Source organism: Gluconobacter vitians (genome assembly GCF_015244565.1).
GTDB lineage: Bacteria > Pseudomonadota > Alphaproteobacteria > Acetobacterales > Acetobacteraceae > Gluconobacter > Gluconobacter vitians.
This window is the reverse complement of sequence record NZ_JABCQG010000004.1, coordinates 118688-133993: the sequence shown is the minus strand read 5'-3', so window position 1 is coordinate 133993 and position 15306 is coordinate 118688. Positions and strand designations below refer to the sequence as shown.

Below are 15306 nucleotides of genomic sequence, written 5' to 3'. Positions count from 1 at the left end.
CTTCATCATATGTTACAGTCCGTATCAGTTCATGCGACGGGAAGGAAATGATGGCGTCCTGCGTAAAAACATATGTTTCTTCACCCCGTATGACAGGGAAGGCGGCAGCAGGACTGCAAGGTCCGGAAGGGTGTCTGAAAAAGAGCAGTGCGGTGGAGAAATACCGTCTGTTGCGTGAGACACGGCGTGTTCTTCGACGTGAACGTCTGGCGCAGGAACGCAACGCCAAACTGTGAAGCCTGTCAGGCTGGGATTTTCTAGCCGTTCATGCCCGGAAGAGCCGTCAGATCGGCAAGCGGAGCGGGACGTCCCATCAGGAAACCTTGTGCCGTACTGCAGGACGTATGGCGCAGCATATCGAGTTGTGCAGCAGTTTCCACACCTTCGGCGACCACCTCCATCGACATGGCGTGGCCCAGTGTCATGATGGCGCTGACGATGCTTTCGGCCTGTGGATCGTTCAGCATGTCCCGTATGAAGGACCGGTCGATCTTGATCCGGTCGAACGGGAAACTCCGCAGGTAATTGAGGCTCGAAAAGCCGATCCCGAAATCATCCATGACGATCTTGACGCCAAGGGCACGGATCTTGCTCATGGTTTCCAGATTGCGCTGGACGGCATCAAGAAAGATGCTTTCCGTCAGTTCAAGTTCAAGCCGGTTCGCGGCCAGACCTGTCTGGAACAATGTCTGGATCACGGCAGCATACATGTCATCATGCAGGAATTGGACGGCAGAAATATTGACGGCGACCCTGATATGCTCCGGCAGTCTGCTTGCCTGTGCGCAGGCCTCAAGCAGAACCCAGCGGCCGATCGGGACAATAAGGCCGCTTTCTTCTGCAATAGGGATGAACTCGTTCGGAGAGATCACTCCTTTTACAGGATGCTGCCAGCGCAGAAGAGCTTCAACACATTCAACTGTATTGGTCTTGAGGCAGATGAGCGGCTGAAATTCCAGAAAGAACTGGTTCGTCTCAAGCGCGCGTTGCAGGTCATGTTCCAGTTCGGAACGATGCTGGATGTCTGCCTGCATGACCGGATTGAATCTCACCCAGTCTGATGACTGGAGACGGCGGGCCTCGTTCAGGGCCAGTTCGGCGTAATGGCATGCCGTCTCAAAGCGATAGGTATCAAACGGAATGACACAGCAGCCGATACTGGCCGTCACATGGATCCTGTGTCCTGCGACTGACAGGGTCGTGTGAAAAACATCGCGGATGATCTGGGCCCAGCGGGTCGCCTGAGCCGGATGCGCATAGGGGAAGGGGCAGAAAATACCGAATTCATCATTGTCCAACCGCGCGATGATACAGTCATCGGTCAGGAACGTCCTCAGCCGCTGTCCCAGTTCAGTCAGGACCTGACCGGCGACCAGTGTACCGTAACGTTCGCTGATCGTGTGGAAGCGGTTGATGTTGGCATGCAGGAGGATGCCTGCGGGCTGCCGGATTGTGCCGTTTCCAAAGAGGGCTGCGAGACTTTTCCGGAACTCGTCTTTTCCGCACAGGCTTGTCGCGGTGTCTAGAGCGGAGGCCTCGAAAAGGGCAGCCATGGCATGGGGGAACATGATGGCCAGGGCCAGGCAATCCTGGTCTGGACGGCGCAGGGGCGTTAGTCTGAACTGGACATGAAGGGTCTGTCCTTCCAGGGTTCTGAGCACACCGGGACGATAACTGTTGTCTGGTGAGGCCTTGAGAGCGCCGGGAAGGATGTCGCGCAGGGCAGGGAAGTTCTGCAGACTGGTTCCGATGCAGGAAAGGAGCGGCCTGTTGGCCTCGATGATCCGGCCCTGATACAGAACGGCCAGCCCTTCGCTGGCGGCATCGGCGAGATGGTGAATGGGAAAGAGGGCCATGACGTTTTCCCGGAGCGCAGGCTTCGGAAGGCGGTCGTCCGCACAGGATCGTCCCCCTTTCTGACTGCTTTTTCCAGGAATATTCACGATTGTTTCTGTCCCTCTGTCTGCGGGAAGGATGACCCGGTTTCTGTTAAGAAACTGGAAATGTCGGACAGTCAGGAAACACTCCAAATGAAACAAAATGTTTCATAGGGAAGGTCGGGATAAAATGAGTTACGAAGTGTTGACCATTCTGCCGCCCCGTGAGCGCTATGAGGTTGGTCATGCAGGCGCAATTTCGCTGCTTGTCAGCCGGATTGCATGTGTTTCGGATGTGGTGGCGGGACTGGGACGGATTGGAACGCCTTTGCCGGGTGGCCGGTATTTTCCGTTAATTCTGCCTCGCATTCCTTTGCCGTCAGGATGGCGTCTGCGTCTGGCGTGTGTGGCAATGATGCGCTCCTGCCAGCCTGCTTTGACGGAAATTCACAACCGGCCTGATCTGGCGCGTTTTCTGGCGCGATTCGGGCCTGTCAGACTGGTTCTGCACAATGATCCCTGCACGATGCGCGGTGCGCGCTCGGTCCGGCAGCGGGAGGAACTTGCGCGGCATGTTCTGGTCTGTGGTGTTTCGGAGTGGGTTACCCAGCGTTTCCGTGAGGGCTGTGGTTCGATCCGGACTGAAGTGCAGTCCAACTGCATCAGTCTGTCGGCCTTGCCATACAGGCCCTTTGCCCAAAGACAGAAGACGATCCTATTTGCGGGGCGGGTCGTCGCGGACAAGGGTGTGGATGGGTTTGTAAGGGCCTGGGATGCAGTTCGTGCAGCTCATCCGGAATGGCGGGCTGTTATTATGGGAGCAGACCGGTTTGGACCTGACTCGCCGGAAACGCCCTATCTGGAAAAGCTGCGGCCGCTTGCTGCGACGGCAGGGGTTATGATGACGGGATATGTGCCTCACGATGAAGTGCTGAAAGCCATGGCCGAGGCTGCCATTGTTGTGGTGCCGAGCCGCTGGCAGGAACCGTTCGGTATGACGGCACTGGAAGCCATGGGATGTGGCGCGGCAATCGTGGCGTCACCTAGGGGGGCATTGCCGGATCTGGTTGGGAATGCGGCACTCCTGGCGGATCCTGATGAACCAGGCGCGCTGGAGCAGGCTCTGAGCCGTCTGATGGATGATGATCGTCTGAGAGAGCGGCTGGGAGCGAAAGGCCGGGAACGGGCTGCCCTGTTTGATATCGGGGCAGCCCGGACGCGACTTGGGGAACTGCGGCGGGAGGCAATTGCGTTTGCTCACCGCGCGCCGCAGTCCTGATGGCTTCAGTCCCGGGCGGGAGGGGCCATGAAGGTCGGGTCAATGGGGTTCGGGACGTGACGGGCCAGAATTTCGTCAACGGCCTTCTTTTCCTCATCGGTCAGGGACCAGCCGAAGACGTCTTTCACGCCTGAGACCTGCTCCGGCTTGCGGGCACCCCACAGGGCGATGACAGGGCCCTGATCCAGAACCCAGCGGACGGCGAAGGCCATGACGGACTTGCCGCGCTTCTGGGCCAGCTTTTCGAAATCCTCGACGGCGGCGAGATACTTCTCGAAATTCGGTTTCTGGAACTTCGGATCGTTCGAGCGCAGATCGTCTTTCGGGAAGGTCGTGTCGCGGTTCATCTTGCCTGTCAGCAGGCCACGGCACAGCGAGCCATAGGCGAGAATGACGGCGTTATGCTTTTCGGCATAGGGCAGGATGTCCTTTTCGATGGTGCGTTCGAAAAGGTTCAGCGGCGGCTGGATCGTGGCGAGGGGGGCGACCTCGCGGAAGATGTCCATCTGCTCGGGCGAGAAGTTGCTCACGCCGAGGGCGCGGATCTTGCCTTCCTGATGAAGCTTCTGGAGTTCGCGGGCGCTCTCGTCGATCGGGGTTTTGTCGTCGGGCCAGTGAATCTGTTCGAGATCGATCGTCTCAACGCGCAGACGACGCAGCGAGTCCTCGACTTCCTTGCGGATGCGGGCCGGGCGGGAATCCCGGAAGACCTTCATGTTCTTTTCGTCTTCGCCAACCCAGTGCAGCCCGAGTTTTGTGGCGACGTGCGCTTTGTTGGGCTTTTCAGCCAAGGCGCGGCCGACGATTTCCTCGGAATGGCCGAAGCCGTAAACCGGGGCCGTATCGATCAGGTTGATGCCTTCGTCGATGGCGGCGTGGATGGTGCGGACGCCATTGTCATCATCGGGACCGCCCCACATCCAGCCACCAATGGCCCAGGTGCCGAGGGCGACGCGGGAAAGGGGGGTGTCGATGCCGGGGATGCGGATGGTGTCGGAAGCCATGAGTGTCTCCACTTGAAATGGACAGTAACGAAAAAGCGTATCGCGCCGGAAGTGGTTGCATGAAATCGTGAAACCTTTCATCCACGCCAGATGCGTTTCTCTCCTTCCGTCCTGACCCGGATCGGCCGCTGGGCTGCCGTGGTCCTGCCTCTGGCCCTGACGCATGTGCGCGTGGCGGGTGAGGCCGATCTTGATCTTCTGGCCGTGCTGCTTCTGCTGCATTCGGGCCTGACCGGGCGGCGCCAGGGCGGATGGGACTGGTTTCGGGAACCGTGGGTCGTGGCCACGTTCTGCTGGTGGGGCTGGCAGGTGCTGTGCACGCTTTGGGTGGCGCCGGGGCATGGGGCGCTGACCCAGTCGCTGCTGGCGATCCGTTTTCCACTCGCGGCCGCCGCTTTGGGCTGCTGGGTGTTGAAGGATGCGGTCTGGCGCCGGCGTGTGCTGTGGCTGACCTGTGCGTGCGGGGTCTATATCGCGTTGCAGATGCTGATTCAGGCAGTGTTCGGGCGCAATCTATTCGGGATTCCGCGCTTTCATGACGGAACGCTGACGGGGCCGTATGCACATCCGCGGGCTGCGGCACCGCTGTCGCGGCTGATTTTGCCGCTGCTGATGGTCGGGTGTGCGGCGGCGGAAGGGGCGCGCAGCCGTATAGTGCGGACGCTGGGGCTTTGTGCAGCAACGGTTCTGGCGGTCGGGATTATGGTTCTGGCCGGACAGCGGATGCCGCTTGCATTGTCCCTGCTGGGGATTGGCGTGTGCGCGCTGCTCTATCGGCCGATGCGTCCGGCGGCACTGGCGGCTGCGGCGATGCTGCCGGTTCTGGTGCTGGTGGCGCGGGTGTTCTCGCCGGGCAGCTTCTTTCATCTCGTAACGCTGGCACGGCAGCAGCTCACGCATTTCGGCCAGTCGCCCTATGGAGAAATCTATACCCATGCGGTTGTGATGGCGCAGGCGCATCCGTGGATCGGGCAGGGTTATGACGCCTACCGGCATTTCTGTTCGGATCCGGCCACGTTCCATGGGATTTCTGGATTGTCTGAAGCTGTGCCGGAGAAGGGGTGGCTGGATCTGTGTGTGCAGCATCCGCACAACCATTACCTTCAGGCGCTGGTTAATGCGGGGGTGCCGGGGCTTATCCTGTTCGTGCTGATGATCGCGACCTGGCTGAAGGCGATCTGGCCGGGGCGGAATGGTGCTGCGATTTCAATCGGACTGTTTGCGGCAGTGTTCATTCAGGAATGGCCGATCGCATCCTCGTCGGACTTCCTGAACCTGCCCCTGAGCGGATGGGGTTTCCTGCTTCTGGGGCTGGCGCTGGCCTATCGGACATTCCGGGGTGGGGACGGGTTTCAAGCGGGCAGGGACCGGCCTATATCGTAAGGCAGATTACGGAGGCTTTATGTCCAGCACCCCTGACACTACTGCGACCCCGGCACGGACCGGAACCGTTCCCGTGACGGTTCTCACCGGCTTTCTCGGCGCCGGCAAGACGACGCTTCTCAATCATATCCTGACGGCCGAGCATGGCCGCAAATATGCGGTTGTCGTGAACGAGTTCGGCGAACTCGGGATCGACAACGACCTCGTGGTGGATGCCGACGAGGAAGTGTTTGAGATGAACAACGGCTGCATCTGCTGCACGGTGCGCGGGGATCTGATCCGCATTCTGGGCAGTCTGCTGCGCCGGCGGAACCGCTTTGATGGCATCATCGTCGAGACCACAGGACTGGCCGATCCGGCGCCGGTCGCGCAGACGTTCTTTGTGGACGAGAACCTGCGTGAGAAGGCCCGTCTGGATGCGGTCGTGACGGTTGTGGATGCGTTCAACGTCATGGAAACGCTGGATGAAAGCCCCGAGGCGGTGAACCAGATCGCGTTTGCGGATGTGATCGTGCTCAACAAGGTTGATCTTGCGGATGAAGAACGCCGCAAGGAGATCGTGGCGCGTCTGCGCAAGATCAATGCGGTGGCGCAGATCCATGAGGCGCAGCATGGCGGCGTGAAGCTGACGGATATTCTGGACCGTGGCGGCTTCGATCTGACGCGTGCGCTCAAGACGATGCCGGATTTTCTGGAGAACGAGCATCACTCGCATGAGGAAGGCATCACCAGCATTTCCCTGAGCATCAAGGACCTGATCGACCAGCGTCGTTTTCAGGCCTGGATCGGGGCGATCCTTCAGGAGCAGGGCGCGGACATCCTGCGGGCCAAGGGCATCCTGCATTTCAAGGGCGAGAAGGACCGCTTTGCGTTCCAGGCCGTGCACATGATGGCGGATGGCGACTTCATCGGTCCGTTCCGTGAGGGCGAGAGCCGGGAATCCCGTCTGGTGTTCATTGGGCGCAATCTCAACCGTCCGCAGCTTCGTCGCGGCTTTGAAAGCTGCATTGCGGAATGATGGGCGATCTTCTGACGGACCGGGGCGGAGAGCGCCGGTTCGAGAGCCCGGTCGTGCATGTGGTTTCCGCACGGGATGGCAACAGCTTTGCGGCGCTGACGGCGGACGGGGAGCTTGTGCTGATCCCCCGGGACCGTCTGCGGGATCCGGAAAGCTGGACGGTTGTTGCAGCGCATGATGGCGGGCTGTGTCTGGCCCAGGATTGTGCTCCGGATGCGTTCCTGTCGGGCGGCGAGGACGGCAGGCTCGTCCAGACTTTTGCCGACGGGCGGAGCGAAACCCTGCATGAAGGTCGGCGCTGGATCGACTGTGTGGCGAGCACGCCGGACCATCTGGCGTTCTCGACGGGCAAGCAGATCGAGGTCCGCACGGCGGAAGGGCGCGAGACGCTCAAGGTTCTGGAGCATCCTTCGACCGTGACCGGCATCGTGTTCGATGCGAAGGGCAAGCGGATTGCGGCGTCCCACTATAATGGTGCGTCGATGTGGTTTGTGCAGGCCAAGGTCGATACAGTGCGGCCGTTTGAGTGGAAGGGCAGCCATATCGCGATTGCCATCCATCCGGGCGGCGAGGCGCTGGTGACGTCCATGCAGGAAAATGATCTGCATGGCTGGCGCCTGTCGGACGGGCACAACATGCGCATGAGCGGCTATCCGAAACAGGTGAAATCGCTGGCGTTTACGCGCAATGGCCGCTGGCTGGCGACGGCCGGTGCGGATGCGATCATCCTGTGGCCGTTCTTTGGCGGCGGGCCAATGGGCAAGGCTCCGGCCGAGCTGGCACGCCTGCCGGGGCTGTTCGTCAGTGCGGTTTGTCCGAACCCCAAGGAAGACATCATCGCGGCGGGCTATGAGGACGGGACGGTTGTGCTCGCGGAAATCGGGAGCAATGACCAGCGCGTCCTGCCGCTGTGCTCCGGACAGGATACGAAGCGTGGCAAGGTCACGTCGCTCGGCTTCACGCCGCAGGGCGGATCTCTGGTTTTCGGGACGGAAGACGGCGTTCTGGCGGCGATCGATCTGTCCAGTGCGGACTGATTGTCGGAACTGACGTTACGAAGAAACGGGCCGGTCTGATTGTTCAGGCCGGCCCGTTTTCTATGTCGCCGGGCTGGAGATCGCCTGTGGCGTCAGGGGCCTGTTTGCGTGCGAGGGCTTCCAGATGGGCACGATAGGCATCGTAATGTTCAGGGGCAGCGTGTCTGAAATCGGGGTCTTCGAGGTGCGGGACGCGTCCATGATGGCCGAAATTGACCAGACGGGCTTCGAGCAGGTGCACTTTGCCCAGAATGTCGGACTGGATCAGCAGGACGGCGAGCGATGAACCGATGAACGGTCCGAAAAGATAGATCCACAATCCGTTCCAGTTGCCGGCAAACAGGTCCGGGCCGAAGCTTCGGGCGAAATTGGCGCTATTACCGGACATCCAGGCGGTGATCGGGTTCATGACGAAGAAGAACAGGCCGCCGATCCAGGGCGTGATCCATTTGTAGCGGGGATGGGCCGCCAGCCAGTACAGCATCATGATGAGCAGGCCGGTCACGAGGATTTCGGAGCCGAGCGCATACCAGATCGAGATATCGGTATAGGGAACGGTCGCTCCGTAATGCACTTCTGTCGAGAACAGGTGCCAGGGCTTGAAGATGATGCCGAAAGCATAGACGGCGCCGGTTCCGAGTGCGGCACCCAGGATCTGTGCGATAATGTAGCCCAGCGCGTCGATCCAGACGATTTTCTTCGATAGCATGAAGGCAAGGGTGACGGAGGGGTTGAGATGGGCCCCGCTGACTTTTCCGAAGGGCGTCATGGCGGCGACCGTGCCCGCCAAACCAAAGCAGAGACCGCACAGGGCGGTCTGCAAGGTGGGATAGGGCGCGAGAAGGGTGCTGAAGAATGTGCCCGGTGCAGACAGGAAGATCACGCAGGTCAGGCCCGCAATCATCAGGATGGCCGTGGCGAGCGCCTCGCATCCGTAAAGATTCCAGTGGAACGGGCGTTCGGGATGGGGATCACCGGCAAGGGGACGGTCGTGGAAATGAATATGGAAATGCGGCCAGTGGATCTGCGGGATCTTGATGTGTGGAAGATGGAAGTGGGGAAGGTGCAGATGGGGGTGATGTGTCTCCCGAGTGCTTTCTTCCTCTTCCGGAACGGATTTCTGTTCTGACATGACCTCGTCCATGTATTCGTGGCGATGCGATGCGCGAAAACACATGACATCCATTGCGGAACTCTTCGCGGCGTCTCTCTGATATGTAGGAGCACTTTGCGTCTATTTGGGTCACGATGACGTGACGATGTGCGAGATTTGGTCGTTATAAGAGCCAATTGATAATGGTTATATGTTATGATTCCGGAACATATTCCACTGGTCGGTTCACGCTGGATTGTGCAAGGATGAAATAACGCTATGTTCGTGCCATGCAGAGCACGGATTCCATTCAGAAAAAGAATTTGAAGACAGTGCTTCCATCGGACGTTCCGACTGATCCGACTGCATACGGGGATCTGCAGGCATTTTCGGATCTCGATCTCGACGATATTGCCGTTGCCGCGGCGGCACTCTGCCGGGCGCCGATTGCGCTCGTCAGTATTCTGGATGGGGACCAGCTCTGGTTTTCCGCGCGGTTCGGAACTGACCAGCCAAGAGGTGCGCTTGCCAATTCCGGCTGTGCCGCAGTGATTGCGCTCAGGGCGCCGGTTGTGATCCCGGACATGATGGCGGATCCTGACACGCGGAAGAACGGTCTTGTCTGCGGCGTGCCAGGTCTGCGGTTCTATGCCGGATATCCGCTGTTTACGGCCGAGAACGACATTTTTGGCACGCTGTGTGTCGTGGACCTTGAGACACGTCCCGAAGGCCTTTCGCCGCAGGAACATAACGGGCTGGGGGCTCTGGCACGGCAGGCCATGCGCCTTATGGGGATGCGTCGGGAGACGGTGGCGCAGGAGCGGCGTCTGGCCGCCCAGCAGATCCGCCGCGAACGCGCCACGCGACAGGCACGGCAGGCCGATGCGGCACGGCGCCGGGCGGTCGAAAAATACGCCATCCAGCAGGCTGCGGGCGCGGCCGGTGGCGTGGGGATTTTCGAATATGACCTGGGCAGCGGGGACATTACCGTTTCTCCGGAAGTCTGCCGGATCATCGGGATGCCTGTCAGGGAGATCGTGACGGCAGCCGAGTGGGTCATGTGCGTGCATGAGGAGGATAGGCCGCAGATTCCGGTTCTGGCGCAGCTGCTGGATGGATCTGCACCGCTGAAGCTGGAATACCGTATTATCCGGGCGGACGATCTGAAGGAACGCTGGATCCTGCGTCAGGGCGTGCTGGATCGTGACGAGGATGGACGCCCCATCCGGCTGATTGGCACGATTCAGGACATCACGCCTGAAAGAAATGCGACCAGTCGTCTGACAACGCTTCTGGCCGTGGGGGATGCTCTGCGAACGGCCACGACACGGCAGCAGGCGCTTGATGAGGCGTGCCAGCTTCTGGGCAACCGGCTTGATGTCCAGCGGGTCGGGTTTTCAGCCGTTTCGGTGCGTGACGAACTCTTTACCGTCGAGCGCGGATGGTCTGCACCCGGTGCGTCGCCGATTGAGGGGAGTTTTTCGTTTCAGTCCTTCCGCCGGGTCTCGAATTTCCTGCGCAGCGGGGCTGTGCTCATTCTTGATGATCTCTCCAATCCGTCCTGGATGTACGAGGAGCAGGAAGCGTGCCGTGCGGTGCAGGTCGAGGCCCAGATTGTCGTGCCGAAAATGGATCATGGCGAGCTGACGGGATGTCTGTTCGTTCACAGCGCAACGCCCAGGGAGTGGACGCTGGATGAAACGTCCTTCATCCGTATGGCTGCAGACCGGATTTTTACTGCGTTGGATGAATGGGATGCCGAGGCGCGTCAGGAGATCGTCAATCATGAAATCCTGCACCGCCTGAAGAATACGCTGAGTATCGTGCAGAGCCTGGCGCATCAGGGTTTCCGGGGTGTGGACGATCAGGAGCCGCTGACGACTTTTACATCCCGTCTGGTGGCGCTCAGTGCGGCGCATGACCTGCTGATGCGCCGGAACTGGCAGTCCACGGATCTCGCCAGTCTGGTCTGCGGGGTTCTGACGCCGCTGGGGGTGGAGAACCGGGTTCTGGTGTCGGGGCCGTTTCTTAAGCTGGGACCGGATACGGCGACATCGTTTTCGATGCTGCTGCATGAACTGGCCACGAACGCCATGAAATACGGGGCGCTGAGCGTGCCTGAGGGCGAAGTCTCCCTGGACTGGACGATTACGGACAGCGAGGGCGAGCCAGTCATGGCGCTGTGCTGGCGGGAGACGGGTGGTCCGGCCGTCACGCCGCCGCAGCGGACGGGGTTTGGCGTGCGTCTTCTCAAGGCCGGACTGGGGCGATACGGAAAAACGGAACTTCGTTATGCTTCGACGGGTTTATGTGCAGATCTGACCGCCCCGACCCTGTCGCTCGCAACGATCTGACACTGACTGGAGACCCGTGATTTTTATGCCGGAGGACCCTGACACACGGCCAACAATCCTGATTGTCGAAGACATCGTGTTTATTCGCATGATGTCCGAGGACTATTTCGAGGATGCCGGCTTCAGGACCCTAAGCGCCCGGACGGCGGCGGAGGCGATTGCGTTTCTCGAAACGGATCCGTCGATCCGCTACCTGTTTGCTGACATCCATCTGCCGGACGGTGATGACGGGCAGAAACTCGCCGCCATCGCCCGCAAACGCTGGCCCCCGGTAAAAATCATCCTGACCTCGGCCGATATGCCGGCAGATCAGGTGCGCCTGCCAGTCCGCGGCATGTTCCTGCCCAAACCCTATAGTCTCGACCGGATCAGGCACACGTTTGAAACGATGCCCTGATCCGCTGGATCAGGATTCAGGCTGCGTGGCAGGGCGATCTGTATGGCCAAGGTCGCGGTCGGGATCGATGATGTTCCGCACGCGCTGCTTCAGTTCCTTCGGACCCGGAAAGCCGCCATCGCGTTTGCGCTCCCAGATCAGGGTTTCGTCGACGTGGATTTCAAAACGTCCTCCGGTATCGGGGATCAGGGCAACCTCACCCAGTGCCTGGCCGAAGGTGGACAGCAGTTCCTGTGCCATCCAGCCTGAGCGGAGCAGCCAGTTGCACTGGGTGCAGTAGCGGATGGAAACGCGGGGCAGTGGCGTTGTCATGAGTGGCTCCTGTTGAGGCTGTACGACGGTCTGGCGACATAGACTGTCATGAGGTTTTCACGCGTCAAAGTCTTCGCGTGGCGGGCAGTGAACGTTAAGGATACGGATTATTCTTCCTCTTCCGTTTTCCTGACTGGAATTTCTGGCCCATGCATTCTGCTTTTCGTCTGCCCGCCGCGTTCGTCCTGTGTGCGACTGTTCTTTCGGGATGTGCATCTTCAACGCATGAAACAGCTTCGGTTCAGGCCGGGATTCTGCCCGACAGCGCGGCTCCGGACGAACGCCTTGTCCTTGCGCCACCACCTGCACCTGGCAGCGCCGCGCAATTGGATGACGACCGGGTGTTCCGTGTGACGCGCGCGCTGAAGGATACGCCGCGCTGGACACTGGCGCAGAGCGATGCCGATCTGTTGCAAGAGCATCTGGTGCGGGATTTCTCCTGTGCGGCGGGTTTTGACATTGATCTGAAGAAAGCGCCGCATCTGGCCCGCGTGCTTGAGCGCATCCGCCATGCGGTCGGGCACCGGACGTCCGAGGTCAAGAAATACTGGCACCGTACGCGGCCGTTCGTGGGCACGAACCTGCCGATCTGTACGTCTTCCGAAGGTCTGGGACTGAACTCGTCATATCCGTCAGGACACACGACAGCGGGGTACGGGATGGCGCTGCTTCTGGCGCATCTGATGCCCGAACATGCGTCGGCCATTCTCCAACGCGGGCGCGTGTTCGGAGAAAGCCGAATTGTCTGCGGGGTGCACTGGAAGTCCGATGTTCAGGCGGGATACCTGAACGCGTCCTCGCTGATGGATGTGCTTCTAGCCCAGCCTGAGCTTCAGGACGATCTGGCGGCGGCACGGCGCGAACTGCTCGCAATGCAGGGGGACGCTGCGGCTCCTGACGCCGGACGATGCGCCGTAGAGCATGATGCAGCAGTGCACTCGCTGCTGACAGAGCCATAAGAGACCGCAGGGCAGCGTGCTGAAAGATCAGGACGCTGCTTTTTCACTTTCGGAAGATGTCGGCACCGATGGAGCTGAGGGCGGGGAATGGCTGTGGTGACGGCCACGGTCATTGGCTTCCATGAACCGGTCGGCCAAGCTGCTGTAGAGAGAATGCGGGCAGATCATTTTTGATACGCCGAACGCCAGGAAGGAGGTGGCCAGCAGGGCCAGCGTGACCTGCTGGTTGTCGCACATTTCCATGACGATGATCGTCGCGGTCAGGGGCGACTGCGACATGCCGCAGAAATAGGCCACAGTGCCGAGAAGCACGACCGCGCCGGGCGTGGTGTGGGGCAGGAACTGTTCTACCCAGCCGCCAATTCCTGCACCAATGGCGAGGGATGGTGCGAACATACCGCCCGGAATGCCGGAGCAGTACGAGACGATCATCGCCAGATATTTGAGGATGAAGAACGAGGCCGGGTAATGCTCGGTGCCGTTGAAGATGGCGCGGGCCTGATCATAGCCCGTGCCGTAAGTTGCGCCCTTGGAGACGAGCCCGATCAGGGCGAGCACGAAGCCGCAGGCGGCGGCAAAGGCGATCGGGCGTGTGGCGGCAAACTGACCTATCCGGCCGGGAATGCCACGCGATGCCTTGATGAGAATGGCCGAGAAGCTGCCACCCGCGAGGCCACCGAGAATGCCGCAGGTCAGGACCGCAATCCACGCCGTGCCGACCGGCACGTCTACATCCGCATGGCCGAAATAGGTGTAGTTCCCGATCAGCGCGATGGCGGTGACGCCGGACAGGACCACCACGGTCAGGGTGCGGCCCGAAGTCTTCTGCTCGAAGGAGTGGGACAGCTCCTCGATGGCGAACATGATGCCAGCCAGAGGCGTGTTGAACGCGGCCGCCATGCCGGCGGCGCCACCAGCAAGGATCATGCTGCGTCGGGCGGCGATGTTGGACTGACCAAGAAGGCGGGAGAAAGCATGCATGATGGATGCACCAACCTGAACGCTGGGGCCTTCGCGACCGATGGAGGCGCCGCAGATCAGTCCGAAGGACGTCAGCAGGATTTTGCCGAGCGATGTCTTGAGGGACAGCACGCGATCCACGACAGTGACGTTTTCGATATGCAGTGTCGCAATGGTCTGGGGAATGCCGGAGCCCTGAGCGCCCTTGAAGATGGTGCGCGTGGCCCATGTGATAAGGGCCAGACCTGCGGGGGCGACGACCAGCATGGCAGTAGGATGCCAGGCTACGATGTGATGACGTACACCAGCCGCCCAGTCACCCAACCGGGCGAACAGGACCGCCACGATGCCGACCAGAACCGCGCCCACCCAGTAGACCGCCGTGCGGCGCCACTGGTTCGTCGTCACCTTGGCCGAGCGGCGCAGATGCAGGATGCGGTCCTTGCGGCGCATGGCATGCTGCGAAGAGCGGGCATCCGTCACCGGAGGCTCGGGAGGAACAGCGGCGACGGGAGAAGGAGGCGGTGTATCGGCCAATATTCGGACGTCCGGGAGGGAGGATCAGGCTGTGGAGGATACGCCCGGTTCAGGCCCGTGCGCTGATAATCTGCACCTGCCACCAACGCGGGAGGAGGGTCAAGGGTTCTCGACCGATGGGGCGCAGAAGGGCCAATCCGCCTCCGACTGTGTCATAAACCGCACGGTCAGGGCGGATTCGCCACGGTTTTGAGTGGGCGTCAGCTCAGGACCAGAGCGCCGGAATGCTTGGCCTTGTCTTCGGGCTCGACATGGATGTGGATGGAGGCGCGGCCGAGTTCCGAGCGGATGGCGGCTTCGATCTGGTCGCAGATCTCGTGGGCGTCGTGGACCGTGAGCGTACTCGGGACCACGAGGTGGAACTCTACGAAAGACAGGGCGCCGACCTTGCGGATGCGCAGATCATGGGCTTCGAGAGCCCCTGTGGCGCTCTCGGAAATCACGGCCTTGACCGCGTCCATCTGCTCGGGCGAGGGCGCTTCGTCCATCAGGCCGGACAGGGAGTGCTTCATCATGGAGAAGCCGGCGCGCATGACGTTCAGTGCCACCAGTGCGGACAGCACGGCATCGAGACGGTCCCATTTAAGCAGCGGAATGAGCGAGACACCGATCACGAGCGCGATCGTGGCCCAGACATCCGAGACCACATGCTCGCCCGCGGCCTGAAGCGCCTGTGAGGACTGTTTGCGGCCGACCGTGATCAGGGTGCGGCCCCAGGCGAGATTGACCAGACCGGCCAGCGCATTGAGCGCCACACCGGAGAAGGGGGCATTGACCGGTTCGGGATGGCGCCAGTCATGGATGGCGATGACCAGAATGCCGATGGCGGTGAGGACGACCAGAACGCCTTCGATGACGGCGGAAAGATATTCCGCCTTACCGTGTCCGTAAGGGTGGTTATCGTCGGCTGGCAGGGCCGCGACAGACATGGCCCAGAGCGTGCCGACGGCTGCGACGACATTCAGGATGGTCTCGATCGCGTCCGAAAGCAGGGCTTCTGAGCCGGAGACCAGATAGGCCGCGTATTTGATGGCCAGCACCACCACACTCAGCACGATGGAGGCGCGGGCGACCTTGATGCGGGTGGATGTCATGA

13 protein-coding genes are annotated in these 15306 nt (G+C 60.7%); 7 read left to right on the top strand and 6 right to left on the bottom strand.

Going from position 1 to position 15306, the window contains the following annotated elements:
- Window positions 1-257: 257 nt before the first annotated feature.
- The gene (locus HKD24_RS04695) at window positions 258-1856 is read right to left on the bottom strand and encodes a putative bifunctional diguanylate cyclase/phosphodiesterase (RefSeq protein WP_194259228.1); all 1599 of its coding nucleotides are present in this window, start codon (window positions 1854-1856) and stop codon (window positions 258-260) included.
- A gap of 211 nt (window positions 1857-2067) precedes the next feature.
- On the opposite strand from HKD24_RS04695, the gene HKD24_RS04690 reads away from it, so the two are divergent.
- On the top strand, window positions 2068-3156 hold the full coding sequence (locus tag HKD24_RS04690; RefSeq protein WP_194259227.1) for a glycosyltransferase family 4 protein: 1089 nt from the start codon (window positions 2068-2070) through the stop codon (window positions 3154-3156).
- Window positions 3157-3161: 5 nt separating this feature from the next.
- On the opposite strand, the gene HKD24_RS04685 is transcribed toward HKD24_RS04690, so the two are convergent.
- On the bottom strand, window positions 3162-4160 hold the full coding sequence (locus HKD24_RS04685) for an aldo/keto reductase (RefSeq protein WP_194259226.1): 999 nt from the start codon (window positions 4158-4160) through the stop codon (window positions 3162-3164).
- 90 nt (window positions 4161-4250) lie between these two features.
- On the opposite strand from HKD24_RS04685, the gene HKD24_RS04680 reads away from it, so the two are divergent.
- Genes HKD24_RS04680 through HKD24_RS04670 form a run of 3 tightly spaced genes read left to right on the top strand, consistent with a single transcriptional unit; the run spans window position 4251 to window position 7598 of the window.
- Entirely contained in the window at window positions 4251-5543 is a 1293-nt protein-coding gene (locus HKD24_RS04680; protein ID WP_194259225.1) for an O-antigen ligase family protein, read from the top strand.
- Between the two features lie 19 nt (window positions 5544-5562).
- The gene (locus tag HKD24_RS04675; protein ID WP_041111934.1) at window positions 5563-6561 is read left to right on the top strand and encodes a CobW family GTP-binding protein; all 999 of its coding nucleotides are present in this window, start codon (window positions 5563-5565) and stop codon (window positions 6559-6561) included.
- Window positions 6558-7598 carry a WD40 repeat domain-containing protein gene (locus HKD24_RS04670; protein WP_194259224.1) on the top strand — a complete coding sequence of 347 codons (1041 nt, stop codon included), beginning with the start codon at window positions 6558-6560 and terminating at the stop codon, window positions 7596-7598. The genes HKD24_RS04675 and HKD24_RS04670 overlap by 4 nt, the downstream gene beginning before the upstream one ends.
- A gap of 43 nt (window positions 7599-7641) precedes the next feature.
- Here HKD24_RS04670 and HKD24_RS04665 read toward each other — a convergent pair whose 3' ends face one another.
- Window positions 7642-8637: an MIP/aquaporin family protein gene (locus HKD24_RS04665; protein ID WP_322783280.1), complete on the bottom strand. Its 996-nt coding sequence runs from the start codon at window positions 8635-8637 to the stop codon at window positions 7642-7644.
- A gap of 386 nt (window positions 8638-9023) precedes the next feature.
- Between HKD24_RS04665 and HKD24_RS04660 the strand changes: the two genes are divergently transcribed.
- Complete coding sequence (locus HKD24_RS04660; RefSeq protein WP_322783279.1) at window positions 9024-11045, top strand: GAF domain-containing protein; 2022 nt, start codon at window positions 9024-9026, stop codon at window positions 11043-11045.
- 25 nt (window positions 11046-11070) lie between these two features.
- Window positions 11071-11442 carry a response regulator gene (locus HKD24_RS04655; RefSeq protein WP_194259221.1) on the top strand — a complete coding sequence of 124 codons (372 nt, stop codon included), beginning with the start codon at window positions 11071-11073 and terminating at the stop codon, window positions 11440-11442.
- A 9-nt stretch (window positions 11443-11451) separates the two neighbouring features.
- On the opposite strand, the gene HKD24_RS04650 is transcribed toward HKD24_RS04655, so the two are convergent.
- The gene (locus HKD24_RS04650) at window positions 11452-11754 is read right to left on the bottom strand and encodes a SelT/SelW/SelH family protein (RefSeq protein WP_194259220.1); all 303 of its coding nucleotides are present in this window, start codon (window positions 11752-11754) and stop codon (window positions 11452-11454) included.
- A 149-nt stretch (window positions 11755-11903) separates the two neighbouring features.
- Between HKD24_RS04650 and HKD24_RS04645 the strand changes: the two genes are divergently transcribed.
- The gene (locus HKD24_RS04645) at window positions 11904-12713 is read left to right on the top strand and encodes an acid phosphatase (RefSeq protein ID WP_194259219.1); all 810 of its coding nucleotides are present in this window, start codon (window positions 11904-11906) and stop codon (window positions 12711-12713) included.
- 27 nt (window positions 12714-12740) lie between these two features.
- Here the strand turns inward: HKD24_RS04645 and HKD24_RS04640 are convergent, their stop codons facing one another.
- Together HKD24_RS04640 and HKD24_RS04635 are read right to left on the bottom strand one after the other, a co-directional pair.
- Window positions 12741-14210 carry a chloride channel protein gene (locus HKD24_RS04640; protein WP_407646349.1) on the bottom strand — a complete coding sequence of 490 codons (1470 nt, stop codon included), beginning with the start codon at window positions 14208-14210 and terminating at the stop codon, window positions 12741-12743.
- A gap of 200 nt (window positions 14211-14410) precedes the next feature.
- Entirely contained in the window at window positions 14411-15304 is an 894-nt protein-coding gene (locus HKD24_RS04635) for a cation diffusion facilitator family transporter (protein WP_194259218.1), read from the bottom strand.
- Window positions 15305-15306: the final 2 nt, after the last annotated feature.

Coding starts and splice junctions, on each gene's coding strand:
- HKD24_RS04695 (WP_194259228.1), bottom strand. CDS start 1,856: ATGGCCCTCTTTCCCATTCACCATCTCGCCGATGCCGCCAGCGAAGGG.
- HKD24_RS04690 (WP_194259227.1), top strand. CDS start 2,068: ATGAGTTACGAAGTGTTGACCATTCTGCCGCCCCGTGAGCGCTATGAG.
- HKD24_RS04685 (WP_194259226.1), bottom strand. CDS start 4,160: ATGGCTTCCGACACCATCCGCATCCCCGGCATCGACACCCCCCTTTCC.
- HKD24_RS04680 (WP_194259225.1), top strand. CDS start 4,251: ATGCGTTTCTCTCCTTCCGTCCTGACCCGGATCGGCCGCTGGGCTGCC.
- HKD24_RS04675 (WP_041111934.1), top strand. CDS start 5,563: ATGTCCAGCACCCCTGACACTACTGCGACCCCGGCACGGACCGGAACC.
- HKD24_RS04670 (WP_194259224.1), top strand. CDS start 6,558: ATGATGGGCGATCTTCTGACGGACCGGGGCGGAGAGCGCCGGTTCGAG.
- HKD24_RS04655 (WP_194259221.1), top strand. CDS start 11,071: ATGCCGGAGGACCCTGACACACGGCCAACAATCCTGATTGTCGAAGAC.
- HKD24_RS04650 (WP_194259220.1), bottom strand. CDS start 11,754: ATGACAACGCCACTGCCCCGCGTTTCCATCCGCTACTGCACCCAGTGC.
- HKD24_RS04645 (WP_194259219.1), top strand. CDS start 11,904: ATGCATTCTGCTTTTCGTCTGCCCGCCGCGTTCGTCCTGTGTGCGACT.
- HKD24_RS04635 (WP_194259218.1), bottom strand. CDS start 15,304: ATGACATCCACCCGCATCAAGGTCGCCCGCGCCTCCATCGTGCTGAGT.